Source organism: Pseudoteredinibacter isoporae, assembly GCF_040372805.1.
GTDB classification, from domain to species: Bacteria; Pseudomonadota; Gammaproteobacteria; order Pseudomonadales; family Cellvibrionaceae; genus Pseudoteredinibacter; species Pseudoteredinibacter isoporae_A.
In genome coordinates this window covers 329,534-355,351 of the sequence record NZ_BAABWJ010000003.1, presented here as the reverse complement: position 1 = coordinate 355,351, position 25,818 = coordinate 329,534, and the positions used below count along the sequence as shown (strand labels likewise).

At 50.8% G+C, this 25,818-nt stretch carries 28 protein-coding genes and 2 tRNA genes; 25 read left to right on the top strand and 5 right to left on the bottom strand.

Annotation, left to right across the window (positions count from 1 at the left end):
* Positions 1-14 precede the first annotated feature (14 nt).
* Positions 15-1,205, top strand: a complete 1,191-nt coding sequence (locus ABWW03_RS09715; RefSeq protein ID WP_353407956.1) for a CaiB/BaiF CoA transferase family protein — start codon at positions 15-17, stop codon at positions 1,203-1,205.
* A gap of 71 nt (positions 1,206-1,276) precedes the next feature.
* Here the strand turns inward: ABWW03_RS09715 and ABWW03_RS09710 are convergent, their stop codons facing one another.
* The gene (locus ABWW03_RS09710; protein ID WP_353407955.1) at positions 1,277-1,753 is read right to left on the bottom strand and encodes a Dps family protein; all 477 of its coding nucleotides are present in this window, start codon (positions 1,751-1,753) and stop codon (positions 1,277-1,279) included.
* A gap of 354 nt (positions 1,754-2,107) precedes the next feature.
* On the opposite strand from ABWW03_RS09710, the gene ABWW03_RS09705 reads away from it, so the two are divergent.
* On the top strand, positions 2,108-3,571 hold the full coding sequence (locus ABWW03_RS09705) for an NAD-dependent succinate-semialdehyde dehydrogenase (protein WP_353407954.1): 1,464 nt from the start codon (positions 2,108-2,110) through the stop codon (positions 3,569-3,571).
* A gap of 91 nt (positions 3,572-3,662) precedes the next feature.
* Here the strand turns inward: ABWW03_RS09705 and ABWW03_RS09700 are convergent, their stop codons facing one another.
* Positions 3,663-4,589 carry a LysR family transcriptional regulator gene (locus ABWW03_RS09700; RefSeq protein WP_353407953.1) on the bottom strand — a complete coding sequence of 309 codons (927 nt, stop codon included), beginning with the start codon at positions 4,587-4,589 and terminating at the stop codon, positions 3,663-3,665.
* Complete coding sequence (locus tag ABWW03_RS09695) at positions 4,564-5,475, bottom strand: LysR family transcriptional regulator (RefSeq protein ID WP_353407951.1); 912 nt, start codon at positions 5,473-5,475, stop codon at positions 4,564-4,566. Before ABWW03_RS09695 ends, ABWW03_RS09700 begins: the two co-directional genes overlap by 26 nt.
* A 188-nt stretch (positions 5,476-5,663) precedes the next feature.
* Between ABWW03_RS09695 and speB the strand changes: the two genes are divergently transcribed.
* From speB to ABWW03_RS09680, 3 genes are all read left to right on the top strand, one after another.
* Positions 5,664-6,626: an agmatinase gene (gene speB, locus ABWW03_RS09690; RefSeq protein WP_353407950.1), complete on the top strand. Its 963-nt coding sequence runs from the start codon at positions 5,664-5,666 to the stop codon at positions 6,624-6,626.
* A 108-nt stretch (positions 6,627-6,734) separates the two neighbouring features.
* A complete protein-coding gene (locus ABWW03_RS09685) occupies positions 6,735-7,241 on the top strand; it encodes a shikimate kinase (protein WP_435372754.1) in 507 nt (168 codons plus the stop codon).
* 68 nt (positions 7,242-7,309) lie between these two features.
* Complete coding sequence (locus tag ABWW03_RS09680) at positions 7,310-7,921, top strand: DUF2799 domain-containing protein (RefSeq protein ID WP_353407948.1); 612 nt, start codon at positions 7,310-7,312, stop codon at positions 7,919-7,921.
* A 66-nt stretch (positions 7,922-7,987) separates the two neighbouring features.
* Here the strand turns inward: ABWW03_RS09680 and ABWW03_RS09675 are convergent, their stop codons facing one another.
* On the bottom strand, positions 7,988-8,368 hold the full coding sequence (locus ABWW03_RS09675) for an HU family DNA-binding protein (protein WP_353407946.1): 381 nt from the start codon (positions 8,366-8,368) through the stop codon (positions 7,988-7,990).
* Between the two features lie 408 nt (positions 8,369-8,776).
* On the opposite strand from ABWW03_RS09675, the gene ABWW03_RS09670 reads away from it, so the two are divergent.
* The 20 genes from ABWW03_RS09670 to nadA all read left to right on the top strand — a co-directional run bounded on the left by ABWW03_RS09670 (position 8,777) and on the right by nadA (position 24,911).
* Positions 8,777-9,019 (top strand): FmdB family zinc ribbon protein, encoded by a 243-nt coding sequence (locus ABWW03_RS09670; protein ID WP_353407944.1) that lies wholly within the window; start codon positions 8,777-8,779, stop codon positions 9,017-9,019.
* Positions 9,020-9,077: 58 nt separating this feature from the next.
* Positions 9,078-10,853 carry an aspartate--tRNA ligase gene (gene aspS / locus ABWW03_RS09665; RefSeq protein ID WP_353407942.1) on the top strand — a complete coding sequence of 592 codons (1,776 nt, stop codon included), beginning with the start codon at positions 9,078-9,080 and terminating at the stop codon, positions 10,851-10,853.
* A gap of 282 nt (positions 10,854-11,135) precedes the next feature.
* Positions 11,136-11,879, top strand: coding sequence for a YebC/PmpR family DNA-binding transcriptional regulator (locus ABWW03_RS09660; protein ID WP_353407941.1), 744 nt, complete (start codon positions 11,136-11,138; stop codon positions 11,877-11,879).
* 93 nt (positions 11,880-11,972) lie between these two features.
* Positions 11,973-12,503 (top strand): crossover junction endodeoxyribonuclease RuvC, encoded by a 531-nt coding sequence (ruvC, locus tag ABWW03_RS09655; RefSeq protein ID WP_353407939.1) that lies wholly within the window; start codon positions 11,973-11,975, stop codon positions 12,501-12,503.
* 97 nt (positions 12,504-12,600) lie between these two features.
* A complete protein-coding gene (gene ruvA / locus ABWW03_RS09650) occupies positions 12,601-13,233 on the top strand; it encodes a Holliday junction branch migration protein RuvA (protein ID WP_353407936.1) in 633 nt (210 codons plus the stop codon).
* Between the two features lie 12 nt (positions 13,234-13,245).
* Positions 13,246-14,268: a Holliday junction branch migration DNA helicase RuvB gene (ruvB, locus tag ABWW03_RS09645; protein WP_353407934.1), complete on the top strand. Its 1,023-nt coding sequence runs from the start codon at positions 13,246-13,248 to the stop codon at positions 14,266-14,268.
* A gap of 154 nt (positions 14,269-14,422) precedes the next feature.
* Entirely contained in the window at positions 14,423-14,845 is a 423-nt protein-coding gene (gene ybgC / locus ABWW03_RS09640; RefSeq protein WP_353407932.1) for a tol-pal system-associated acyl-CoA thioesterase, read from the top strand.
* Between the two features lie 77 nt (positions 14,846-14,922).
* Positions 14,923-15,612: a protein TolQ gene (gene tolQ / locus ABWW03_RS09635; RefSeq protein ID WP_353407930.1), complete on the top strand. Its 690-nt coding sequence runs from the start codon at positions 14,923-14,925 to the stop codon at positions 15,610-15,612.
* 9 nt (positions 15,613-15,621) lie between these two features.
* Entirely contained in the window at positions 15,622-16,062 is a 441-nt protein-coding gene (gene tolR / locus ABWW03_RS09630; RefSeq protein ID WP_353407928.1) for a protein TolR, read from the top strand.
* Positions 16,052-16,885 carry a cell envelope integrity protein TolA gene (tolA, locus tag ABWW03_RS09625; protein ID WP_353407927.1) on the top strand — a complete coding sequence of 278 codons (834 nt, stop codon included), beginning with the start codon at positions 16,052-16,054 and terminating at the stop codon, positions 16,883-16,885. Before tolR ends, tolA begins: the two co-directional genes overlap by 11 nt.
* Positions 16,885-18,201 carry a Tol-Pal system beta propeller repeat protein TolB gene (gene tolB, locus ABWW03_RS09620; RefSeq protein ID WP_353407925.1) on the top strand — a complete coding sequence of 439 codons (1,317 nt, stop codon included), beginning with the start codon at positions 16,885-16,887 and terminating at the stop codon, positions 18,199-18,201. The genes tolA and tolB overlap by 1 nt, the downstream gene beginning before the upstream one ends.
* Before the next feature lie 264 nt (positions 18,202-18,465).
* Positions 18,466-18,984, top strand: a complete 519-nt coding sequence (locus ABWW03_RS09615; RefSeq protein WP_353407924.1) for an OmpA family protein — start codon at positions 18,466-18,468, stop codon at positions 18,982-18,984.
* 9 nt (positions 18,985-18,993) lie between these two features.
* Complete coding sequence (locus tag ABWW03_RS09610; protein WP_353407922.1) at positions 18,994-19,764, top strand: YbgF trimerization domain-containing protein; 771 nt, start codon at positions 18,994-18,996, stop codon at positions 19,762-19,764.
* 102 nt (positions 19,765-19,866) lie between these two features.
* Positions 19,867-20,517: a 7-carboxy-7-deazaguanine synthase QueE gene (queE, locus tag ABWW03_RS09605; RefSeq protein ID WP_353407920.1), complete on the top strand. Its 651-nt coding sequence runs from the start codon at positions 19,867-19,869 to the stop codon at positions 20,515-20,517.
* Positions 20,518-20,625: 108 nt separating this feature from the next.
* A complete protein-coding gene (locus ABWW03_RS09600) occupies positions 20,626-21,438 on the top strand; it encodes a hypothetical protein (protein ID WP_353407919.1) in 813 nt (270 codons plus the stop codon).
* Positions 21,439-21,468: 30 nt separating this feature from the next.
* Complete coding sequence (gene queC / locus ABWW03_RS09595; protein WP_353407918.1) at positions 21,469-22,146, top strand: 7-cyano-7-deazaguanine synthase QueC; 678 nt, start codon at positions 21,469-21,471, stop codon at positions 22,144-22,146.
* Positions 22,147-22,253: 107 nt separating this feature from the next.
* Positions 22,254-22,329: transfer RNA gene (locus ABWW03_RS09590), tRNA-Lys, on the top strand.
* 66 nt (positions 22,330-22,395) lie between these two features.
* A tRNA-Lys gene (locus ABWW03_RS09585) sits at positions 22,396-22,471 on the top strand.
* 302 nt (positions 22,472-22,773) lie between these two features.
* Positions 22,774-23,706: an alpha/beta fold hydrolase gene (locus ABWW03_RS09580; protein WP_353407917.1), complete on the top strand. Its 933-nt coding sequence runs from the start codon at positions 22,774-22,776 to the stop codon at positions 23,704-23,706.
* Between the two features lie 146 nt (positions 23,707-23,852).
* Complete coding sequence (nadA, locus tag ABWW03_RS09575) at positions 23,853-24,911, top strand: quinolinate synthase NadA (RefSeq protein WP_353407916.1); 1,059 nt, start codon at positions 23,853-23,855, stop codon at positions 24,909-24,911.
* 59 nt (positions 24,912-24,970) lie between these two features.
* On the opposite strand, the gene ABWW03_RS09570 is transcribed toward nadA, so the two are convergent.
* Positions 24,971-25,816, bottom strand: coding sequence for an alpha/beta fold hydrolase (locus ABWW03_RS09570; protein WP_353407915.1), 846 nt, complete (start codon positions 25,814-25,816; stop codon positions 24,971-24,973).
* Between the last annotated feature and the right edge of the window lie 2 nt (positions 25,817-25,818).

The following is a 25,818-nucleotide window of genomic DNA, read 5'->3' as shown; positions in this document are numbered from 1 at the left end:
GAACGGAGTTTGATATGGCAAAACCTTTAGCAGGTTTGCGCGTTATTGAAGTGGGCCAACTCTTGGCTGGCCCGTTTGCTGGTTCGCTATTGGCTTACTTCGGAGCAGAAGTCATTAAGGTGGAGCCTCCTGGTGGTGACCCCATTCGTGGCTGGCGAGAGCTTAATAACGGTACATCGTTCTGGTGGTATAGCTTGGCGCGCAATAAAAAAAGTGTCTGCATCGATTTAAAACAGAATGAAGGCCGATCGATTTTAAAAGCGTTGTTAAACGATGCTGATGTCCTGGTGGAAAATTTTCGCCCTGGTGTGATGGAAGATTGGGGGCTGGGCCCGGAGGACATCAAACCGGTCAATCCTGGCTTGGTTTACGCGCGAATTTCCGGCTATGGCCAGGATGGCCCCAACGCGAATAAACCCGGCTTTGCCTCGGTGTGCGAAGCATATTCTGGTTTTCGCCATGTAAATGGTTTTCCAGGGGAAGCCCCGGTACGTCCGAATTTGAGCATTGGTGACACGATTGCGGGCATTCATGCTGCATTAGGAATCGCTTTAGCGCTCTTGGAACGGCAGCAGTCTGGAAAAGGGCAAACAATCGACGTAGCCCTGTACGAAGCCATGTTCAATTTACTGGAAGCGGTCGTGCCGGAGTATTCCGGCGCGGGCGCCGTGCGGGAAGCGTCTGGGACAACGGTGACCGGTATTGTGCCGACGAATACTTATCGCTGCGGTGACGGAAAATTTGTGGTCATTGGTGGCAATGGCGATTCAATTTTCAAACGGCTGATGAGCGGAATAGGACACCCCGATCTCGCCGAAGATCCGCGTCTGGCAAATAATGCCGGGCGAGTCGAGCATGAAGAAGAAATTGATCAGATTCTTTCTGGCTGGTGTTCGGCGAGGCCTATTGCCGATGTGCTCGCCGTGATGGCCGAGCAACGGGTGCCAGCGGGCCCGATCTATAATGTTGAGGACATGTTAGAAGATCCTCATTATCAGGCGCGTGGGATGTTTGAGCGGGTAGAAATAGATGGTAAGCCACTCGATATTCCGGCTATGTTGCCAAAACTGGAGCGTACTCCAGGACGCACCGAGTGGGCGGGGCCGACCCTGGGCGCTCACAATCAGGAAGTGCTGCAAAGCTTGGGGGTGAGTGCCGAAGATATTACTCGCTTGCAGGATGAAGGCATTGTAGGAAGCAATTAGTTTGGGTGTGCCTCCCAAGTATGTTTACACAGCGAAAATAGAAAGCCTGCTGAATGGCAGGCTTTTCTGATTTACAACATGCTTCGCAGCATCCAGGCAGTTTTCTCGTGAATCACCATGCGATCAGAAATCAGAGATGCGCTGGATTCATCGTCGGCGTCCTGTGCTGTCCCTAATACCTCCCGGCAGGTTCGCACAACTTGCTCATGGGCGTCGGTCAACAGTTCGAGCATTTCCGTTGGTGTAGGCACGCCATCCACTTCTTTAATTGAGCTCAATTCGGCAAACGCTTTGTATGTACCAGGAGCCGGGTAGCCCAATGTGCGAATACGCTCAGCAATCTCGTCAACTGCCGTTGCAAGTTCAGTGTAATGCTCTTCGAACATCAGGTGCAGTTCGCGAAACTGAGGGCCGGTGACATTCCAGTGAAAGTTATGGGTTTGCAGATAGAGAGTGTAGCTATCCGCCAATAAATGACTGAGTCCTTCTGCAATGGATTCACGATCTTGATCATTGATACCGATATTGATGGTTCTGTTCTGGCTCATAATCCTTCCCTTAACGAGTTCGCTTGTGTTATTCAATGTGTTTGACTCATTGAGTATGGTTTTACTATATCGTGCCTTCGCTCTTAGTTTAAATTAATTAAATGAATCGGCGTGATAGTTTCAATGTATTGCTGTGCTGAAGTAAGTCGATACGGAATAATTGGGTTGGGTTTTTCTAACCTTAAGTCTAATAAATTAGACTTTTATGAACATTGCCTTTGGTGCAAACTAGGCCTATTTTCACAATTTAGCAAAATCTCTGCGGGATTGACGGTTTAAGTCTCCCGTTATGCTGAAATTGCCTATTATAGTAGTACGGCTTTGCCGACACTCAGCAACTTTAAGGAGACACCTATGCTTGATCTCAAGCGTCCCGATTTACTGCGTACCCAATCTTATATCAATGGTCAGTGGGTCGATGCCGATAATGGCGCGACTGTTGAAGTCCGCAATCCCTCTACCTGCGATGTTGTTGCCACTGTGGCCAGTTTAAGTGAGGTTGAAACTCGCCGTGCTATCGAGTGCGCTGAGGAAGCCATGAAGTCTTGGCAGAAGACCAGCTGTAAGGAACGAGCCAAGGTGCTGCGCACTTGGTATGACCTGATTATGGCCAACCAGGAAGACCTGGCAAAAATTCTAACCGCCGAGCAAGGCAAACCACTGGCGGAGTCCAAGGGCGAAATCGCCTATGGCGCTTCTTATATGGAATGGTTTGCTGAAGAAGCTAAGCGCGTTGACGGTGATGTGATTCCGGCACCTTCAAACGACAAGCGCATTGTGGTCATCAAGCAGCCGGTCGGTGTGGTGGCATCCATTACACCTTGGAACTTCCCGAACGCCATGATTACTCGGAAAGTTGCCCCTGCCATTGCTGCCGGTTGTACGGTTGTGGGTAAGCCAGCGACGGAAACGCCACTGTCGGCTCTGGCTTTGTGTGTTCTGGCTGAAGAAGCGGGTGTCCCAGCAGGTGTCATGAACATGGTGGTGGGTTCAAGTTCTCGCGCAATTGGTGGTGAGATGACTTCTAACCCGATTGTGAAAAAAGTGACCTTCACCGGATCGACTCCGGTGGGTAAGGTGCTGATGGAGCAATGTGCGGGAACCGTTAAAAAGACCTCCATGGAGTTGGGAGGGAATGCGCCCTTTATTGTGTTTGATGATGCCGATCTTGATGCCGCTGTTGCGGGTGCGATTGCGTCCAAGTATCGCAACGCCGGCCAAACTTGCGTTTGTTCAAACCGCATGTTGGTGCAAGAAGGTGTTTATGATGCCTTTGTTGAAAAACTGGCTGCCGCAGTTGCTGAATTCAATGTGGGTGATGGTTTTGGTGATGGCGTCACTATGGGGCCGTTGGTCAATGCGAAAGCCGTTAATGATGTTGATGCCATGGTGCAGGATGCTGTTGACAAAGGTGCAACATTGGCCGCGGGCGGCAAGCGTTCCGATTTGGGTGAGTGCTATTATGAGCCGACCATCCTGACTCAGGTCAATCAGGGTATGCGCGTTTTCAGCGAAGAGATCTTTGGTCCCGTTGCCCCGATCTTCAAGTTCAGTACGGAAGAAGAAGCGCTGGCTATGGCCAACGATACCGAGTTCGGGTTGGCGGCGTATTTCTACACCCGTGATGTTGGGCGTGTGTGGCGCGTTGGTGAGGGTTTGGAATATGGCATCGTAGGAATTAACGAAGGCATTATTTCCAATGAAATGGCGCCGTTCGGTGGTGTGAAAGAATCCGGTTCTGGTCGTGAAGGTTCCAAGTACGGCATGGACGATTACTTAGAGCTGAAATACATGTGCATGGGTGGCATCGACAAATAAGCTTTGCCCCTCACAAGAAGATACCACTGAAAAGGCCGAGCATAATTATGCTCGGCCTTTTTTGCGTTCGACCCTGTGAGGCGAGATGGTTTTATGAATCTAGGGTGTCCAGTGCGTAAGCTTCGCGCAAATGCTGGCAGAACACCGAGAGCGCCTTATTGCCGCTGTTGTGTTTGAAGCAGGCGGCGATATTGGCTTGATAGCCAAACTGTGGTGCATTCAAGCGTTTCAATTCTCCCTGTGCCACGAGCTCACTCGCATAATGTTCGGGGAAATAACCGATGTAGAGGCCGGTTTGCAGGAGCGCCAGGCGCGCCTCATAGTGGTAAGCCGTTGCGCGACGTTGCAGTTTATTAATGACTTGGCTCGCTTGAGGATTGGTTTGAATGCCCGGGTGTACAAAGCGCTGATGTTGTATGACGCTGTCATTTATAGGCTCATTCGCTTCCGTAAACAGCGGATGGTTTTTTCCACAATACAATTGATACTGTTCTTGATAGAGCGGTAAATAGCTTACTGACCCCAGTTCGCGATGGCAGGGAATAAAACCAATGTCGGCCCGGCCAGCCAACAAGGCACGTTCGATTTCCGGTAGAACTTCCGTCGCAATCGAAATCTCTACATCAGGTGCTTGTTCAGCGAAACGGCGAAGAATTTCGGTAAGAAGAAAGTTTTCTTTGTCACCCAAAATGGCATCACTGCAGAGAATTTTAAGCTCGCCGCTCAATTGATTGTGCAAGGCACTGATTTGGCTTCGGAAACCTTCCAGAGCTGAAAGCAGTTGCAAGCAGGCCTGGTACACCTGTTTGCCGTCGTCTGTTAATGCAAAACCGCTTCGGCCTCGCCGACATAACACCAGGCCTAAACGAGCTTCCAGATCCGCCATATGGGTGCTGATGGTCGAGCGCGCAATATTCAGCTCGGTTTCGGCGGCGCTGAAACCACCACATTCAGCGACGGCCTTGAATATTCGCAACAAGCGAACGTCGACATCATTTATTTTTCGTTGCAGGGGCATGGTACTGCTCTTTCAATAAGGCCAAAAACAAAGCAAGCAAACGATCACTTAAAGCGTCTTTGCGGTGAACGGCACTGATATCACTGCGATAAAATTTGCTGCGGGATTTGAGTGTACGAAGTTTTCCTGTTGCAACCAAGGGGGCGGCAAAATGTTCGGGTAAAAAAGCAATATAAGCCCCGGATAAAATCAGCTGAGCCCGAGCTTCCATATGACCGGCACTGGCGCGACCGTTGAAGTTCTGGGTCAGCTTTTGAATGTCGGAATTAAGCTGGTAGCCGGCATGCACAAAGGCTTGTTCGGCCAGCTGTTCTTCACTGATATGTCGATCACTTTTGTCAAACAAAGGGTGAGGTTCTGCGCAATAGAGAAAGTGTTGCTCCTGATACAGATGATGATACTGAAAGTCCGGCAGGCTGCGATGATGGGCGATAATCCCCAGGTCGATCTCTTTTTTGGCTAGCTGGTGCTCAATATCAGGCTGGCTGGCGCTGCTCAGTGTCAAGAAAACATTATTGGCTTTGTTCTGAAATTGGGCCAGGCTGAGGTTGAGCTTCAAATTGTCGTCGTAGAGTGTGCCGTCGGTGACGGCCAGTCGCAGTTCGCCGCTCATGTCTGCGTGTCTGAGGCTGTCGATGTGCCGGTCAAAAGCCTCGGCGCTGGCGAGCAAGTTCAAGGCTTCCCGGTAAACGGATTCCCCGGCCGAAGTCAGCGAAAACCCGGCTCGTCCCCGACGACATAAGACCGTTTGCAATCGATGCTCCAGCTCAGCCATGTGGTTGCTGATGGTGGACCGGGCTAGATTCAGTTCGCGTTCTGCTGCTGAAAAGCCGCCGTTATCCACTACGGTAACGAAAATTTTCAGCAGTTTGATGTCAGCATTCATAGGTGCCTTGAGTCGATTCTAGAAATATAGATAGTTCGGTAATTTCAACCTATAAGTTGAATTGTAGGGGTTTATCGAACTGGTGTCTTGTTTAAACTAGGGGTGTTCAGCACTTATTGAGCTGCCTGCCGCGACGGCAAATAACATCGATCATTGATAGGTCGACAGTGATAACAAACAGGTGAGATATGACTGATAAGGTTTTGTATGAGCCACTGGGTGGCAACGATATGCCGCGCTTTGGTGGTCCGGCTACATTTATGCGTTTGCCGGCCGTGGATCTGGATGCGCATCTGGATGTGGCTTTTTTAGGGGTGCCTTTGGATATTGGTACTTCAAACCGCCCGGGTGCTCGCCTGGGACCGCGCGAAATTCGCGATGAATCCCGCATGTTGCGTCCGTTTAATGTGTCGACGGGTGCGGCGCCTTTCGACAGTCTGACCATTGCAGACAGCGGCGATGTGCCCATTAATACTTTTAATCTGCTCAAAAGCATCGACATTATTGAAAGCTTTTACGACGAAGTGATGGCCAAAAACATCATGCCACTCACCATGGGTGGGGATCACACAATTGCCTTGCCTATCCTGCGTGCACTGAAGAAGAAGCACGGTCCGGTTGGTCTGGTGCACGTCGATGCGCACGCGGATATTAATGATCATATGTTTGGCGAGCGTATTGCCCATGGCACACCGTTCCGCCGTGCAATGGAAGAAGGCTTATTGGACGGTGAGCGTGTGGTTCAAATCGGCTTGCGCGGCACCGGTTATTCCCCGGATGAGTACCAGTGGTCTCGTGATCAGGGATTCCGTGTAGTGCAGGCTGAAGAGTGCTGGCATAAGAGCTTGGACCCTCTGATGGCTGAGGTGAGAGAACAGCTGGGCGATGGCCCGGTGTATATCAGCTTTGATATCGATGGTCTGGACCCGGCTTACGCGCCAGGGACCGGTACTGCTGAAGTGGGTGGTCTGACGGTGCATCAGGGATTGGAAATCGTACGCGGCTGTAAGGGTCTGAATGTAGTGGGGGGCGATTTGGTTGAAGTGTCACCGCCTTTTGATACCACACACAACACCTCAGTTGTGGCCGCCAATCTCTTGTATGAAATGCTGTGTGTACTGCCTGGGGTGAAATACCACGAGTACCGCTAGGTAAGGTTTAAATTCACGTTTCCTTTTTATCTTTTTATTAACGCTCTGGCATAATGCCTCTTTTTTATCGCGGTTGTGATCCGCCAAGGTATTAAAGAGGCCATTATGCTGGACGGTAAGAGCGTTGTTTTAATCGGTATGCCAGGCGCTGGCAAAAGCACCATTGGTGTTATGTTGGCAAAAGAGTTAGCGAAGGACTTTATTGATACCGATATTCTTATCCAATCCCGCGAAAATGCCACCCTGCAGGACATTATGGACGCAGGAGGGTATTTGCATCTCCGAGACATCGAAGCCGATGTCATCCAGAACGCCCACTACCACAACCATGTGATTGCCACGGGTGGCAGTGCGGTCTACAGCGACGCGGCGATGAAGCATCTGGCTACGCTGGGTCCTATTGTCTATCTGGAGGCCAGTCTGGACGAACTGCGCCGCCGCATCCATAACTATGAAAGTCGTGGTATCGCTCGACGTGAAGACCAGAGCTTTGAGGATGTGTTTGCTGAGCGCACCGAGCTGTATCGTCGTTATGCGGACATTACCATTGATGGTGATGGCAGTAGCCAGGGGGCTGTGCTAAAAAACACCGTTGAGAAGTTATTGGCCCTGTAGCTTGACGTGAGCTATCGGTTTCATCTTCGTCTAAGCTATTGCCTATCACCTATTTAAGGAATTTTTCTATGGCGCGAATTCTGTTGATTTGCAGTGTATTGTTGCTGGCATCTTGCTCTGGTCTCTCCAAAGAAGAGTGTCAAACCGCCGATTGGGAAGCTTTGGGCTTTGAAGATGGCGTCGTGGGCAAAGGCTTGGAAACGGTTTCTGGATACCGGGAAAGCTGCGGTAAGCACGGGGTGCGGATTGATCTGGAGCGCTACAAGTATGGCCGCAACATCGGTTTGCAGGACTTCTGTAAACCTAATTCGGGTTATGAGGCGGGGCGCCGTGGCTATGTCTATAAAGGGGTATGTCCTGCTGAGTTGGAAGATGCCTTTGTCGGGCCTTATGAAGAAGGTCGCATTGTTTATCGGGCTGAGAGCAAGCTTCAAAGAGCGGAATCTGAGCTGAATTCGGTGGAAAACAACATTGACAGGATTGAGCGCGATATTCGCAATCGAGAGAAAGTGATGCTGGATGACAAGACCGAAGCGGATCGACGTCGCCAGCTCTACAATCAGATCGAGGATCTGAAGCGAGATCTCTACCGCGAGAAGCAAAAGATACGTGATTTACATGAAAAGGTTTATCAAGCGCGCCAGGACTTTGAAGATGTGCAGCTCAGGTACGGTCGTTAAATCATACAGGGGGCTAAGACATCAAGTATTAAAAACCCGGCCTTGGCCGGGTTTTTAATGAATGGCTTATTCGGCCATCTCTTTCAGCTTCTTCAATGGGCGAATTTTCACCTGAATTGAAGCGGGCTTGGCTTTAAACATGGTCTCTTCGCCCGTGAATGGGTTGATACCCTTACGTGCTTTTTTCGCAGGCTTCTTCACTGTGGTGATTTTCATCAGGCCTGGCAGAACAAATTCGCCACAGGCGCGTTTCTTGATGTGGCCTTCGATGACCGCTGACAGCTCTTCCAGTACAGCAGATACCTGTTTTTTGCTCAGTTCGGTGTTGTCGGCGATCTGATTCAGGATTTGAGTTTTATTGTAGCGTTCCTTCACCGCTTTAATTTTACGCTCCGGAGCCGCAGCTTTTTTCGCTGGAGCTTTCTTAGCAGGTTTACGAGCAGCCATAATCCGTTCCTTTATAATATTTGGGTATCGTGTTTATCAATAATGCCTTCTGCTCTTCTAAGAGATATCTCAGTGAGCAAAAAAACCTATATATACAGTCTTTCAAGCACCGCCTAAACGGCTGAGCCTATGTATATAGTATTTAAACGACCCTAGCAACCATAAATGTGCTTAAAACCCTATTTATTTGTGATTCTTTGAATTCCCCTAAAATGCCGTGCTGAACGCCTGAACCGAGGGTGAATATTTCCTCCAAATCGGTGAATTTGGGTGTTTGTCACGGGGCTTGGCTGGGGTATAATTGCCGGCTTTTTGAGCGGGGCAGGCCAAAGCCGAGCCCGGCCAGCGAAAACACCGCGAGATAGCAAGTTGAGAGGAAGTCGGCCCGGGTGCCGATGAAAACGATTTATGCCGATTTATGAGTACCAGTGCCAGGACTGTGGTCACCAGATGGAAGCGTTGCAGAAAATCAGCGATGCACCACTACAAGACTGTCCGGCCTGTAAGAAACCCGAGCTGCAAAAACTGATTTCAGCGGCAGGATTCCGCCTTAAAGGCAGTGGTTGGTATGAGACCGACTTTAAATCAGGCAATAAAAAGAACCTAGCTGGCGATAGCGCCCAGTCCTCCGGTTCTAACAGCGGCAGCTAAACCGCCAAGTTCACAGCAATTTAACATAGGCCAAAAGCCGAATTAACAGGAAAGCAACATGCGTTCTATCTACGGAGGCACTTTAAACGCCTCACACATTGACCAAGAAGTAACCTTGTGTGGTTGGGTCGATACCCGCCGTGATCACGGTGGCGTTATCTTTATCGACCTGCGCGACCGTGAGGGTATCGTACAGGTTGTATTCGACCCGGATGGGCAGGACGATTTCAGCCGTGCTGAGCGTGTTCGCAGTGAGTTTGTTCTGCAGGTGAAAGGGAAGGTTCGTGCTCGCAGTGCAGAGACCGTAAACAGCAATATGGCGACCGGTGAGATTGAAATCTACGGTACCGAGCTGGAAATTCTCAATGAGTCTGCGCCGGTTCCTTTCCAAATGGACGAGTACACCAATGTGGGTGAAGACGTTCGTTTGAAGTACCGCTATCTGGATTTGCGTCGCGACGAGATGCAGAACAATCTGCGTTTGCGTTCCAAGGTGACCAATGCGATTCGTAACTACCTGGACGACAACGGCTTTCTGGATATTGAAACCCCAATTCTGACTCGTGCAACGCCTGAAGGCGCACGCGATTATCTGGTGCCATCACGTACTCATGACGGTAAGTTCTTTGCACTGCCGCAATCACCTCAGTTGTTCAAGCAGTTGCTGATGGTGTCCGGTTTTGACCGTTATTATCAGATCGCCAAGTGCTTCCGCGATGAAGATCTGCGTGCAGATCGCCAGCCGGAATTTACCCAGATCGATTTGGAAACCTCTTTCATGAGCGAAGAGGAAATCATGTCGGTCACCGAAGGCATGATTCGCAAATTGTTCAAGGACATTCAAGGGGTTGATCTGGGCGACTTCCCGCGCATGCCATTTTCTGAGGCCATGGAAAAGTACGGCTCCGATAAGCCAGACCTGCGTTTGCCTCAGCAGTTGGTTGAGATTAAAGACCTGCTGAAAGACATCGAGTTTAAAGTCTTTGCTGGCCCAGCCAATGATCCTAGCTGCCGTGTTACCGCGTTGAAAGTGGACGGCGGTGCCCAGTTATCCCGTAAACAGATCGACGAATACACCAAGTTTGTCAGCATCTATGGCGCGAAAGGTCTGGCCTGGATTAAAGTGAATGAGATTGAAAAGGGCATTGAAGGCCTGCAGTCTCCAATCATCAAATTCTTGGGTGACGACGTAACCATGGCGGTTATGGAGCGTACCGGTGCGAAGAATGGCGACATCGTATTCTTCGGTGCAGACAAAGCCAAGGTAGTCAGCGAAGCGCTGGGTGCCCTACGTTGTAAGCTGGGTGAAGATCTGGATCTGTACACCAGCGAGTGGGCGCCGCTTTGGGTTGTTGATTTCCCAATGTTTGAAGAGATTGAGGGCGGCTGGACAGCCTTGCACCATCCGTTTACCGCGCCATCTTGCAGCCCCGAAGAGCTGAAAGCCAACCCGGGTACAGCCTTGTCTCAAGCCTACGACATGGTATTGAACGGTACTGAGTTGGGTGGTGGTTCGGTTCGTATCCACCGTCAAGACATGCAGCAGACTGTGTTTGAAATTCTGGGCATTGATGAAGCTGAACAGCAAGAGAAGTTTGGCTTCTTGCTGGATGCCTTGAAATACGGTGCGCCACCGCATGGCGGTTTGGCCTTCGGTCTGGATCGTTTGATCATGTTGATGACTGGTGCCAGTTCAATCCGTGACGTGATTGCTTTCCCGAAAACTCAGACTGCGGCCTGTGTGATGACCGACGCGCCGGGTGCCGTCAATACCCTGCAGCTTAACGAATTGAATATTCGTTTGAAGCAGAAAGAAAAGCCTGCTGAAGAGTAATTCGATATTGCGCCCATGGCTTTTGCCATGGGCTGTTTCCTTCTTCCTTGTTATAGCTTCTTTCGTCAGCACTTTGCATCGCTAACGCTTTTTCACCCCAGCGGCTGTTTTCTGATACTACATTGACACTCCCTGTCGATGCCTGCCTTTTTGCGTGCTGGATTCTTCGTCTCTTTATAATCGTTTCACTACCTGGCTCAAATTCTGCCCTTTGGGCGCTATGGTATAGTCTGTCTGGCGAAACCTTGTGATCTTTCTTTTTCTATCGACATCGGAGTGTTTATGGCCGGCCACAGTAAATGGGCGAATATTCGTCATCGCAAAGCGGCTCAGGATGCCAAGCGGGGCAAAGTATTTACCAAGCTCATTCGAGAGTTGGTGGTAGCGGCCAAGGGCGGGCCAAATCCTGAAGACAATCCCCGATTGCGAGCAGCAATGGATAAAGCTTTGGGCGCGAATATGAAACGCGACACCATTGATAAGGCCATCGCGCGCGGAGCAGGCAATGCGGAAGGCGACAACTACGAAGAACTGACCTATGAAGGTTATGGTGTGTCGGGGGTGGCCATCCTCGTTGAATGCATGACCGATAACAAAAATCGTACAGTGGCAGAGGTACGTCATGCCTTTACCAAGCGCGGCGGCACATTGGGTACCGACGGTTCTGTGGCTTATCTGTTTTCCCGCACTGGGCAAATTCATTTTCCGTCGGGCGTGGATGAAGAGGATTTGATCGATGCCGCCTTGGACGCGGGAGCGGATGATGTGTATACCCACGAAGATGGTTCCTACGAGGTGCTCACGGCTTTCGAAGATTATCTCCAGGTCAAAGACAGCTTACTGGCCGCCGGTTTTGAGCCCGAGCACGCTGAAGTTGCTATGGTTCCCTCTACGACTGTGCCCCTTGATAAAGACGCGGCCGAAAAGACCTTGGCTTTGATCGACATGTTGGAAGAGCTGGATGATGTGCAGAATGTCTATTCAAATGCCGAGTTCTCAGCGGAAGTGATGGCGTCTCTGGCTTAGGCGACAGCCCAGGCCCTTGACCCTGGCGCTGGCATCGGCCAAACTACTGGATAAATTAACAGTTGTTTGATTTGCTCGATATATGGGCTGGCTATGACCGACACACTACGGGTGCTGGGGATCGATCCCGGCTCACTAAAAACAGGCTTTGGCGTCATTGATGTGCATCGTTCCCGTAATGCTTATGTGGCTTCTGGTGTGATTCGCCTGCCATCTGACCGCCCTTTGCCTGAGCGCTTAAAAATCATTTTTGACTCCATGCTGGAGGTCATTGATGAGTATCGCCCCCATGAGATTGCGGTTGAACAGGTCTTTATGTCCAAGAGTGCCGGGTCGGCGCTGAAGCTTGGCCAAGCTCGTGGAGCCGCGATTGTTGCCGGCACTTTTCGGGATATCCCTATTGCGGAATATGAGGCCAAAAAGGTCAAGCAGTCTGTGGTAGGCAGCGGTGCGGCTGATAAACAGCAAATGCAGCATATGACCAAGACCCTGCTAAAACTATCGGATGTTCCCCAGGAAGATGCCGCCGATGCGCTGGCGGTGGCGTTGTGCCACATTAATTCCCGCCGACATTTTTCCCAGTTGGGCAATGTGCGGCAGTATCGACGAGGTCGCGTTGTGTAGTGTGCTCATGCACATAAGCCCAGAGCGAATATGAAAAGACGTTACCTAAAACGATTTTTAAGAAAGAACTGAAAAAGACACACAGTAAGGAAAGATTATGATTGGTCGCTTGAGTGGGCGAATTCTGGAAAAGCAGTTGCCTATCGTTCTGCTTGATGTGCAGGGTGTCGCGTATGAGGTCCAGGTTCCCATGACCAGCATCTATCGACTGGGCGCCGTGGGTGATGCAGCAGTGCTGCATACTCATTTGTCGGTCAGTGAAACTGCGCAGCAGCTGTTTGGCTTTGCGGAGAAAAAAGACCGAGAGTTGTTTCGAATTCTGATTAAAATTAATGGTGTTGGCCCCAAGATGGCATTGGCCATTCTTTCCGGTATGGAAGCCAGTGATCTGGTGAATTGCGTGATGACCGATAATGTCAGCGCTCTGGTGAAAGTGCCGGGCGTGGGCAAGAAAACCGCTGAGCGTTTGATTATCGAATTGCGAGACAAGTTGAAAGATTGGGAATTGCCCAGTATGCCGCTGGCCGAACTGGAAGCCGCCAGTGCGGCGAAGGTTTCCAATGCTGCCCAGGAAGAAGCAGAAAGCGCGCTCGTTGCCTTGGGTTACAAACCCGCTGATGCCAGTAAAATGGTGTTGGCGACCAGCAAACAATTTGCTGAAGAAATTGCCGGCGCTGAGGACTTGATTCGTCTGGCCCTGAAGCGAACCTTGAACCTACCGGCGGCCTAACAGGTTGTAGCTATGATTGAAAAAGATGACTTACAGGCTGAACGTATCATCGCTCCTCAGGCCAAAGTGCAGGAAGAAGTGGTGGACCGAGCCGTGCGTCCGAAATCCCTGGGGGATTATGTCGGACAGCCGGTGGTTCGAGAGCAGATGGAAATCTTTATCGGTGCTGCGAAAAAACGCGGCGAAGCTCTGGATCATACATTGGTCTTTGGTCCGCCTGGGCTGGGTAAAACGACTCTCGCCAATATCATTGCCAATGAAATGCAGGTGGATTTGAAAACTACTTCTGGACCCGTGCTGGAAAAAGCAGGTGATCTGGCAGCCCTGATGACCAATCTGGAGCCTGGTGATGTTCTCTTTATTGATGAAATTCACCGCCTGAGTCCTATGGTGGAAGAGGTGTTGTATCCAGCCATGGAAGACTATCAGTTGGACATCATGATCGGTGAGGGGCCGGCGGCGCGGTCCATTAAACTGGATTTGCCGCCTTTTACCTTGGTGGGTGCAACCACACGAGCGGGCTTGCTTACTTCTCCCTTACGTGATCGTTTTGGTATTGTGCAGCGCCTCGAGTTTTACAGTGTGGAAGATCTCAGCAGTATTGTGGCGCGTTCCGCGCGCTTGATGGGGATCGACATGGCGGCGGAAGGTGCCCATGAAGTTGCTCGCCGCAGTCGCGGCACTCCGCGTATCGCCAACCGCCTGCTGCGTCGGGTGCGGGATTATGCCGAGGTGCGTGGTGACGGGCGAGTCAGTAAGGATATGGCTGATCAGGCCTTGAACATGCTGAATGTTGATCACCATGGCTTCGATCATATGGATCGACGATTGCTGCTCACCATGATTGAAAAATTCACCGGTGGGCCGGTGGGGGTGGACAATCTGGCTGCGGCCATCAGTGAAGAGCGCGATACGATTGAGGATGTTCTCGAGCCTTATTTGATTCAGCAGGGTTATATGGTGCGCACTCCTCGTGGTCGGATGGTGACCGATCTCGCCTATAAGCACTTTTCTATCGCGCCTCCAGAGCGTTAAACCCTCTTCACAAAGACGTCGGGCAGCGCTTGCCGGCTGCCCGTTCAATCTTCCACTACGCCTTATTTACACGGTTATCCCCTACTCAGAACCCTCAGGTTGGGCTACACTGCGGCCTTTTGCTTAAGCCCTTGCCGGACGATGTGGAGGCATTTTGAAAGAAGCTCAAAATGGGGAATTTTCCCTGGCTGTACGCGTCTATATCGAAGACACCGACGCTGGCGGCATTGTCTATTACGTCAATTATCTGAAATTTATGGAGCGTGCGCGGACTGAAATGATGCGTTCGCTGGGTTTTGACAAAGCCGCTGTCGGGGGTGATGGCCAGTTAATGGTGGTACACTCGGCGGCGGTCAACTATCGCAAGCCAGCGCGTCTGGACGACGAGCTTCGGGTAAGCGCGACAGTGGTCCAGTGTCGCCGCAGTTATCTGGTCTTTCGCCAGGAGGTTCGACGCGTGGGGGATGAAGAATTACTCTGTGAAGGTGATATAAAAGTCGCCTGTGTCGATGGGCTGACAATGAAGCCCAAAGCCATGCCAAAGGCCATCAGTGAAGCGTTGAAAATCGATGAGTGATTGCGAGTCTTATGATTGCAATCTCTTGTGCTCAAACTATCGCACGTTTTAATAAGAAATAAGGAAACTGAAACAAGATGCATAATGCCGAACCCTTATCTATTTGGGGCCTGATCGCCAATGCCAGTTTATTGGTTCAGCTAGTCATGGCGCTATTGTTTTTAGCCTCTGTAGTGTCCTGGGCCATGATTGTTCAACGTGGTCTTTATCAAAGCAAGGCCAAAAAAGCTCTGGTTCAGTTTGAGCGTGAGTTTTGGTCGGGTGTCGACCTCAATCAATTATTCCGTCAAAGCAACAGCCGTTCTGCAAGTGGTAAAGTGGACGGAGTCGAAAGTATTTTCCGTGCTGGGTTCAAGGAATTCACACGCTTACGTCAACAAGTCAGCGCTGATCCGGATGCTGTGATGGAAGGTACCCAGCGTGCCATGCGTGTGGCATTGGCACGAGAAGAGGAAAAGCTTGAACAGAGCCTGCCATTTCTGGCCAGTGTTGCCTCGGTAAGTCCTTACGTGGGTTTGTTTGGTACCGTGTGGGGCATTATGAACTCCTTTCGTGGGTTGGCAAATGTCCACCAGGCGACCTTGGCAACGGTTGCGCCGGGCATCTCCGAAGCGTTGGTCGCCACTGCCATGGGTTTATTTGCAGCCATCCCAGCGGTTCTGGCCTATAACCGCTATTCCGCTCGTGCTGAAACCTTGAGCAATAGCTATGAAACTTTTGCGGAAGAGTTTTCTTCCATCCTGCACCGCCAAGTACACGCCAAGTAGGTATTGCCCATGAGTTGGAAACGCAGGGTAAAAAAGAAACCTATGGCGGAAATCAACGTGGTGCCATACATCGATGTGATGTTGGTCTTGTTGGTGGTATTTATGGTGACGGCGCCTTTGTTGATGCAAGGCGTGAAAGTGGATTTACCACAAGCACCTTCGGCGCCACTGGATGAAAAGCAGGATGAGCCTCTTATTGTATCGGTGGATAAAGCCGGTTTGTATTATCTGAACCTTGGTAAGGACGATAAGGTGGCTAAACCGATGACCGAGATCACCGAGACCGTCGCCAAGGTTCTGCGCCAGAAACCGAATACGCCGGTCTTGGTGTGGGGAGACCACAGTGTCGATTACGGATTGGTTGTGGGCTTGATGACTCAACTGCAAGCCGCAGGTGCACCTTCCGTTGGATTAGTGACAGAAGCCCCAAGGGAGAGCAATGCGCGCTAATCAAAAGGGCTTGGACAATCGCCAGGCAGGTTTTGGCGGCATTGGAATTCTGGTGAGCGTGGTTTTGCATGCTCTTTTGTTGGTGGCCATACTTTGGGGCTGGGAGAGTAGTGAAGAACCTCAAAAACGCCGAGTCACACCGAAATACGTTCAGGCTAAATTGGTTGAAATTAAACCCAAAACTAAACCCAAGCCCGCCGCGAAACCCAAGCAAAAAGTTATCGATCTGACCAAAAAGCGGAAAGAGGCTGAGCGCCGCAAGCGCAGAGAGCAGGAGAAAGCGAAAAGGCTCGCACGCGAGAAAGCGGAAAAAGAACGCAAGGCCAAAGCTGCCCGAGAAAAGGCCGCCAAGGATAAAGCGGCACGGGAAAAAGCGGCCAAAGAGAAGGCTGCTCGAGACAAAGCGGCCAGAGAGAAAGCTGAGCGTCTCGAGCGTGAGCAAGATCTGCAACGTCAAATTGATCAGGAAATGCAAGCCGAGCGCGAAGCCTTATTGGCCGAGCAGCAGGCCGAAGAAGATCAAATGGTTGCGCAAAGCTTTATTGGTTTAATTGCTCAGCGTATTGAAAATAACTGGTCGCGCCCCGCGTCAGCTCGTAAAGGTATGCAGGTTGAATTACGTATTCAGCTGGTGCCAACGGGGCGGGTGATTAATGTCACCGTCGTGAAATCCAGCGGAAATGCGGCTTTTGACCGCTCCGCAGAACAAGCCGTAAAAAAGGCGGAGCAGTTTCCGGAATTGAAACAATTGCCACCTGCAGTGTTCGAACGAAATTTTCGCCAGCTGAGGTTGGTGTTTAACCCTAAGGACTTGAGATTGTGATGACCATCCATCAACACATTAAATCACTGGCTGTACTGTTGTTGCTGAGTTTGAGCGCATTAGTTAAAGCCGAGTTAACCATTGAAATTACCCAGGGGGTAGATAACCCCGCAAAGATCGCCATCGTGCCGTTTTCCTGGTCGGGCAGTGGCCCCTTGCCGGAAAATGTGGCGGGAATAGTTGCGGCCGATTTACTGCGCAGTGGTCAATTCGAGCCGATTCCTGAAGAAGATATGCTGTCTTTTCCGCAGGATGAGTCGGAAGTCTTGTTTCGGGACTGGGCGCGCCTGGGTACGGAATTTCTGTTGATTGGTTCGATCAAGCCGAGCTTGTCTGCGATGGGAACCAATGGCTATCGCCTCGACTTTCAATTGTTCGATGTGCTTGGGCAACGCCGCATGTTGAACAAAAATGTGGTCGTGACCTCTAAAGGGCTGCGCGATATGGCACACTTTGCCAGCGATGAGGTTTACCAAGCAGTCACCGGTATTCGTGGTGCTTTCTCCACCAAGATGATTTATGTGGAAGCGAATCGCAACAGTCAGGGCAAACTGATCTATCGTTTAAATCGTGCCGATGTCGACGGTGCTCGCCCGAGTTTATTGCTGGAATCTGACGATCCTTTGTTGTCTCCGGCCTGGTCGCCCGATGGTAAACAAGTGGCTTATGTGTCTTTTGAAACTGGACGCCCAGCGATTTTCCGTCAGGAGTTGGCCACCTCTAAGCGCGAACAGCTAACCAATTTCAAGGGTTTGAACGGTGCGCCCGCTTGGTCGCCAGATGGCAAGAAACTGGCCATTACTCTGTCTAAAGATGGCAACCCTGAGATTTATATTCTGGAAATTGCCAGCCGCCGCCTGACGCGTGTGACCAACCATTTCGCAATCGATACGGAACCTAGTTGGACCGCCGATGGCAAGGGCGTGATCTTTACCTCCAATCGTGGTGGCAAGCCCCAGATTTATCAAAAGACCCTGGCGTCCGGTCGCGTTGAGCGTTTGACCTTCCTGGGGGATTACAATGCCCGCGCGCGCTTGTCTCCCGACGGCAAAACTCTGGTGGTAGTGAATCGTCAGAATGGTGTGTTCCATATCGCCGCCCAGGATCTGGAAACCGGTGATTTGAGAATCCTGACGGAAACCCGATTGGATGAGTCCCCTACTATTGCCCCAAATGGGGCGATGTTGATGTACGCCACCCGCCATCGTGGCAAAGGAATTTTGGCGGCTGTTTCTCTGGATGCCGGCGTGAAATTCAGACTGCCTTCGCAGCGTGGTGATGTACGAGAGCCGGCTTGGTCACCTTATTTTAATTAATATGGACTCTTTATAGTCGCTTTATGGCCCAGACCTTGACCTAAGCCCGCTAAGCCGGTATTCATAGGAAGATTTGGGAGCTATAATCGAATCGTAATAGTGGTAGGGTTTAATATCCAATTGTCTGATATCTGACAATTGAGGTAGCCTGCCAACTTTTAGCGGCTTGAGCCCGATTGCAAGACAATATTTTGTAGCATTTTGCGGTACCTAAATTGACTGATTTTTGCGCAGCGAGCGTATAAAGATTATTGGGAGTTAACTATGACACTTAAAACAATTAAAAATAGCTTGGGCTTGGCCTTTATTCTGGCCGCTATGGCTGGCTGTAGCAGCACAGGCACCAGCGAGGACGCTGACGCCAATGCAAACGGCTCTGCCAATGGTGCCGATTCTGGCGTAGCCACAGGTACTGCTGACAATAGCGGCGTAAGCAGTGGCGACAACAGCGATGCTTACGCTGAGCTAGACACCGTATTTTACTTCGACTTCGATCAGAGCCTGCTGCGTCCCGAGTCTCGCACCGCTTTGACGGGTCACGCTGCTCGTTTGAAAGCCTCTGGCGACAACGTTCGTTTGGAAGGCCACGCGGATGACACGGGTACTCGCGAATACAACATGGCTCTGGGTGAGCGTCGTGCCAATGCCGTACGCGACTTCCTGTTGCTGCAAGGTGTAAGCTCCAGCCAGCTGGAAACCGTCAGCTACGGTGAAGAGCGTCCTGCTCAAGATGGCACTAGCGACTACGCTCGTAGCCAGAACCGTCGTGTTGAATTGAAGTAAGTTGTTTCAATGAAAGCTCCATTTTATACCGCTGCTTTTGCAGCGGTTTCTTTATCGGCTTCTCAGTGGGCTTTTGCCCAGGCCCAAGTGGTTGATACCCAGCCGATTGTTGATAATCGCAGCCCAGCGATTTCCCAGGCCGCTCCAGCGTCCGCGAACAGCCAAGCTCAGCAGTTCTATCAACTTCAGCAACTGCAAGAAGAAGTATTGCAGCTCAGAGGTTTAGTGGAAGAGCAGGCTTTCGAAATCAAACGCCTGAAGCAGCAACGCATGGACGATTACCTTGATCTCGACCGTCGTCTGGCAACTCTATCGAAAACGGCACCCAGTGCCTCACCCGGTGCAGCGGTTAATCCAGCGGCCACGGTAGCCAATACGGTATCGTCCACGGCTCAAGCTGTTTCCGCAGGAGATTTGCAGGATTACCGCACAGCGATTGATCTGGTTTTGCACAAGCAGGATTATGATCAGGGCGAAAAACTCCTGTTGCAACACATCAGTAATTACCCCAATAGCAAGTTCCTGCCAAATTCACAATATTGGCTGGGACAGATTTATCTGATCAAGCGTGATTACGAACAGGCCAAGCAACGTTTCCTGATCGTAAAAGATCAGTTTCCTGATCACGATAAGTACATCGATGCCGTGTTTAAATTGGGTAAGGCTTATCACTTGCTGGGTGACAATGCCAACGCTATGCCTAATCTGCAACAGGCGGCTAAAGACCCCGGTTCTGTAGGCGGGCTGGCGAAGTCTTACCTCGATAAAAACTTTCGCTAAGACCTGATCTTTATATTGGCCAAGCGGCTCTGGAATAGGGGCGTCGATTTCTGTAGAATCGGCGCCCTTTGTTTATCTGGCCAAAATTTGCACACTTAAAGTATGGAATCCAAGCAGTTAAGAATCACCGAAATCTTCCACTCCCTGCAGGGAGAGGCGATCAGTGCGGGTTTACGCACCGTGTTTGTGCGCCTGACCGGCTGCCCCCTGCGTTGTAAATACTGCGATTCTGAGTACGCCTTCTTTGGCGGCGAAAAGATGAGCCTCAAAGAGATTGTTGAAAAGGTGAAGTCCTACGACGCAGAGCATGTATGCGTTACGGGGGGAGAGCCGCTGTCTCAACCCAATTGCCTGCCGCTGTTGAGTGATTTATGTGATGAAGGTTTTGCCGTTTCACTGGAGACCAGTGGAGCGATGCCGATAGATAGTGTAGATGCTCGCGTTTCGAGAGTGATGGACCTCAAAACCCCGGATTCCGGAGAGGCTCACCGCAATCGCTATGAAAACATCGATTTACTCAATCAACATGACCAAATCAAGTTTGTGATTTGTAGCCGTGCAGATTATGAGTGGGCCAGATTTAAATTAGAAGAGTATAATTTAACCCAGAAGGTCGCCGAAGTGCTGTTTTCGGCGAGCCATGAAGAGTTACCGCATCGGGATTTGGCCGATTGGATCGTGGCCGATCGATTACCTGTACGTTTTCAAATGCAATTGCATAAGATTTTGTGGGGGGATCAGCCAGGGTTTTAAGCCCGCCCCTATGCCGGATGACCAGACGACATGTTTACCGGGCTGTCTCGCCGTATTGAACATGGATGTGTGAGCGCGTCGACACACCCGCTTCAGGTTGAAGGTAGTATGAAGATTAATCTTTCTCGAATCATCGTTATCAGTTGTTTCCTGCTCGTGGCCGCGAGGGCTTGGTCTTTGGACCCTAAAGATGCACCTGAAGGCCATGAACTGCTGCAGATGGTGGTGACCAATATCGCCCCTTGGGGGTCCTTGAATAAAGGGGTGCCGGAAGGTTTGTACGTGAACCTGTTGCAGGATATTGGGCGGGAGTGGGGTAAAGCCTACCAGCTGAAAGTAATGCCGTACGCACGTGTTGTGCGCGATATTGAGATGGGTAAGGCCGATCTCAGTGTGCTGTTCGATTCGCCAGGGGCGTCAGCCGCTGCACACCGAATCCTGCCTTTGCCTCCGGTCGATGTGATCGTGGTTATGCGCGATGATCTGGAGCTGAAAGACTTGGAAACCCGGCCCGAAATTAAAATTGGTCGTTTGCGCCTGGGTTTTTACGGCAAAAAAGCGTTGCCTGTGAAAGATGAGCAATGGCTAAGTATTAACTCCATTGCCCAAGGCGTTGGTATGTTGGAGCGTAAGCGGCTTCATATGTTGGTAACGACAGCGCCGGCTTATAAATACGCCTTGCAGCAATTGAACATTGACAGTGTTGAAGGTGTGCGAGCTGAGCATGTAGATAGTGTGCGAGGCTCCCTGTTTTTGTCTCGCTTAAGCGAATTGCCCGTTGAGCAGGTGAAAGCAGCGGCAAAGCGCGCAATGGTTCGGCATTGGGATGAGTTGCAGGCAATTAGCCAGTTACACAACGCCAGCAATGTTTTGCATGATGCCGCGCTGGAGTCTGTGGCACCGACATTGGCTGGACGTTAAGCCAATTGATTGAAAGAACTAAGGTTTGTTATGACGACGAAAAAAGCCGTGATTCTCGTATCCGGTGGTTTGGATTCCACAACGGTTTTGGCAATCGCCAAAAGCCAAGGGTATGCGTGCTATACCCTGAGTTTTGATTATGGCCAGCGACACCGCGCTGAGTTGCAGGCGGCTGAGCGTACTTCTCAATTGATGGGTGCGGAAGAACACAAGGTGGTCAGTCTGGACTTGGGGACGATTGGAGGCTCGGCGTTAACCGATACTTCCATTGATGTGCCCGAGGATGAAAGCGAGGGGATTCCGGTGACCTATGTGCCGGCCCGCAACACCGTGTTTCTATCTATTGCGTTAGGCTGGGCCGAGGTGCTGGGTGCCCAGGATATTTTCATTGGCGTGAACGCGGTTGACTATTCAGGCTACCCGGATTGCCGTGGGGAATATATTCAGGCTTTTGAAACCATGGCTAACCTGGCAACCAAAGCAGCCGTCGAAGGGCAGCAGGTACGCATCCAAACGCCACTGTTGGAACTGACCAAGGCTGAAATCATTCAACAGGGTACTACCCTGGGCGTGGATTATCGTTCTACAGTGTCCTGTTACCAGGCCGATGAGCAGGGTCACGCTTGCGGAGTATGTGACAGTTGCCGGCTTCGTCGGCAGGGCTTTACCGACGCCGGCGTTGATGACGCGACGCTCTATCAGGCCTAGAGGCGAGATTTTGTATAAGCAGTTGTTTTGTGGTGAAAAAAATCTCGTATTTCTCAAAAAAAGGCCTTGTCTTTTGCCATTAAATCATTAAGATATGCGCCTCTTTTGGGTCGTTAGCTCAGTTGGTAGAGCAGTTGGCTTTTAACCAATTGGTCACTGGTTCGAATCCAGTACGACCCACCATATTCAGATTTGAAGTTTTAACTGAGCGGCTTTGAATCAAACAGAACATATATACCACGAGTTTACGGGTCGTTAGCTCAGTTGGTAGAGCAGTTGGCTTTTAACCAATTGGTCACTGGTTCGAATCCAGTACGACCCACCATATACGAAAAAAGCCACCCAATTGGGTGGCTTTTTTCGTATATGGTGGGTGCTGTTTCAAAGCGTTGATTTGGGAACGCGGTCAATTCCCTATAGATCTTTTGCGCAGAGCACCGTTTCCGTTGGCTTGGGTTGCCCAGTGATTCTCTCCAGCCAAAACTTCGGGTCTTGGTTCAAAGCGATGTCATTCCGACTCACCATCATCGAAAGCCGATATCGAGAATTCCCCACTTCCCCCGTTTGCAACAGCCCTTTATAGTAAGCCTCTTAAATTCGTCCGTAATCACAATAAAAGGCAGATCTGTGAGCCAAGCTACTCATTTCGAAGAATGGCAAAAGGAAATCCCCGGCGACAAGCTTTACCGTTGCAGCTGGCGTATCGATGCGCCCAAAGCGTTGGTTCAGCTGGCCCATGGTATGGGTGAGCATATTGCTCGCTACGATACCTTTGCCCGTTTTCTCAACGCGCATGGTTATAGTGTGTACGGCGCTGATCACCGCGGCCACGGGAAGAGTTCCATTCCGAGCAGCTATGGCCATATGGGGCGAAAGGGGTGGGAAGGCTGTCTTGACGATATGGCCGAAGTGGCTGAGCTCGCACGAGAGCAAAATCCGAGCCTGCCTCTGTTTCTGTTTGGTCACAGTATGGGAGCCGTGCTTTCTCAGCAGCTGATTACCGATATCGAGACGCCCTACGATGGGGTCATTCTGTCCGGCTCGCCGGGTTTTGTCAGCCCGTTTTTGGCCAAGCTCGGACGGACCGTTTCACGTTTTGAAAGCTGGCGTCGCACCGAGGCTGGCTACAGTGGCTTGCTGAAAGCCCTGGTTTTCGATGGCAATAACAAAGCCTTTAAGAAGGATGGCGAAACTGGTTATGAATGGCTCAGCCGAGACGCTGAGCAGGTGCAGGCCTATATGGACGATCCGGCTTGTGGTTTTGTGTTGAGCAATGGCAGCATGGCGGACTTCTTCAATGGTCTGCTGGAAGGGCAGAAAGCGGAGGCGGTGAGTGCTATTCCCAGAGATATGGCGATGCTGATCTTATCGGGCAGTGCCGATCCGGTTCATGAAGACACGAGTAACTTGCGGACGATGCGCCTAGCCTACGAACAGCATGGACTTGAACCGGACTATACCCTCTATCGTGGTGGGCGCCATGAAATGCTCAATGAAACCAATTCTGAGCAGGTTTATCGCGACATTTTGTCCTGGTTAGACGCGAAAACTGGCGCTTAAAGCTTTAAGTTTGTAAGCGCACGCTATTTTCCTGGGCTTTGGTACATATGGCTTTGGGATTCTTCCACTTCGAAGTCAGACAGTTTTGCTGGGCTTTAGGTGATTTATGGTAGAATCGCCCTCCGATTAGCCAGTTGGATAAATGCATGACCATTGTGAGCGATAGACATTCAAAAGATGTCTATGACTTAGTAAAAGACCATATCGCCAACCTCAGCCAGACCCCAAAGTTCACTCCCGAGCAGCAAGCGGCCTATAAAGACAAAATCAAAGCCAAGCTAAAGGAGCACAATGCGGTTCTGGTGGCCCACTATTATACCGACCCAATAGTGCAGGCCCTGGCGGAGGAAACTGGCGGCTGTGTATCGGATTCTCTGGAGATGGCCCGTTTTGGTCGCGACCATGATGCTGACACTCTGATTGTGGCTGGCGTTAAGTTTATGGGTGAGACGGCAAAAATCCTCACGCCCCACAAGCGCGTCTTAATGCCGAATCTAGAAGCAACCTGTTCGCTGGATCTGGGGTGTCCGATTGATGAGTTTTCCGAATTCTGTGATCAGCACCCTGATCGCACGGTGGTTGTGTACGCCAATACTTCAGCAGCCGTGAAAGCGCGTGCCGATTGGGTTGTTACCTCGTCGATAGCCTTGGATGTTGTTGATCATCTGGATGCTGAGGGTGAGAAAATCATCTGGGCACCGGATAAGCATTTAGGTACCTATGTTGCGGATCAAACCGGTGCCGACATCATTCTGTGGGACAGTGCTTGTATTGTGCACGAAGAGTTCAAGGCTAAAGGTATTCAAGATCTGAAAGCTCTGTATCCTGAAGCGGCGGTACTGGTGCACCCTGAATCCCCGAAAGCGGTTGTGGAGCTGGCTGATGTTGCCGGTTCGACGTCGCAGCTGATCAATGCTTCGCAAACGCTGCCAAACAAGCAGTTTATCGTCGCCACGGATCAAGGCATCTTTTACAAGATGCAGCAACTGAGTCCTGAAAAGGCGTTTTATATTGCTCCAACAGCAGGCTCAGGTGCGACCTGTCGCAGTTGCGCGAATTGTCCATGGATGGCAATGAATGAGTTGGAATCACTGGCCTCCGTCTTTGACAAGCCAGAAAATGAAATCTTTGTGGATGAAGCGTTGATTCCTGCCGCCATGAAACCACTGCAACGCATGCTGGATTTTGCCAAGGCAAATGCGTAAATCCCTGGCACGTTAAAAATGCGCGGCTGATAGTGGCCGCGCCAATCACAGGCTTCGGTTCACCTTGAGGAGAGCTGGGACAGAAAAACCGAAGTGATGCTGTGAAACTGCTCGGGCATTTCCAGCAGTGCCAGATGCCCACCCAATACCTGAAAGTCCGAGTTCGGGCAGTGTTCCGAAACCCACTGTTGCGCCTCCTTCGCCCAATGCTCTCGGACGATAAACTGCAGAGCAATGTGTGAATCCAGTTGTTCAAGCGCCTCTCGAAAATCGTATCGAGTGGCATCATTCAGCAACTGCGATGCGTCTTCTGGCAGCAACTGGGCTGCCAATTTTCGATACAGCGTTAACAAAGACTCACTCGGTTGAGAGTCTACATAGCCTTCTTTCATATAGTCCGAAAAAAAGTCGAGATAGGCGTTGCTGTTCACTAATTCAATCAGTCCCTCGACCTCTTCCGTATCGCCTTCTCCCCAGTCACTGCTTTTTTCTTTGATGATAGTGGGCGATTCGTCGGCCAATATGAGGGCCTCAACCTGACTGCCGGCGGGGTGGATTTCAGATTGGTGCAGATAACAGAGACAGTCATAACACCCGAGTGACCAGCCCAGTAACACGATGCGTTGTAAACCCAATTGCTCAATGAGTTCGGCCAGATCACGCCCATGTTGGGCGTAAGTGTGGCCGGTTCTATCATTACTGGAGCGGCCGTGACCTCTTGGATCAAAACTCACCGTGTCGTAGTTTTCTCCCAGCATGGCCTGCAGCGGTTGAAATACTTCGCAGCTATACGCCCAACCGGGTACCAGGACGATTGTCGGTTTGGAATCGTCAATGGGGCCGAACCTATGGGTATACAGTGTATTGCCATCTCTCAGCTGAATTCGCGAATGCTGTTCCGTCATGT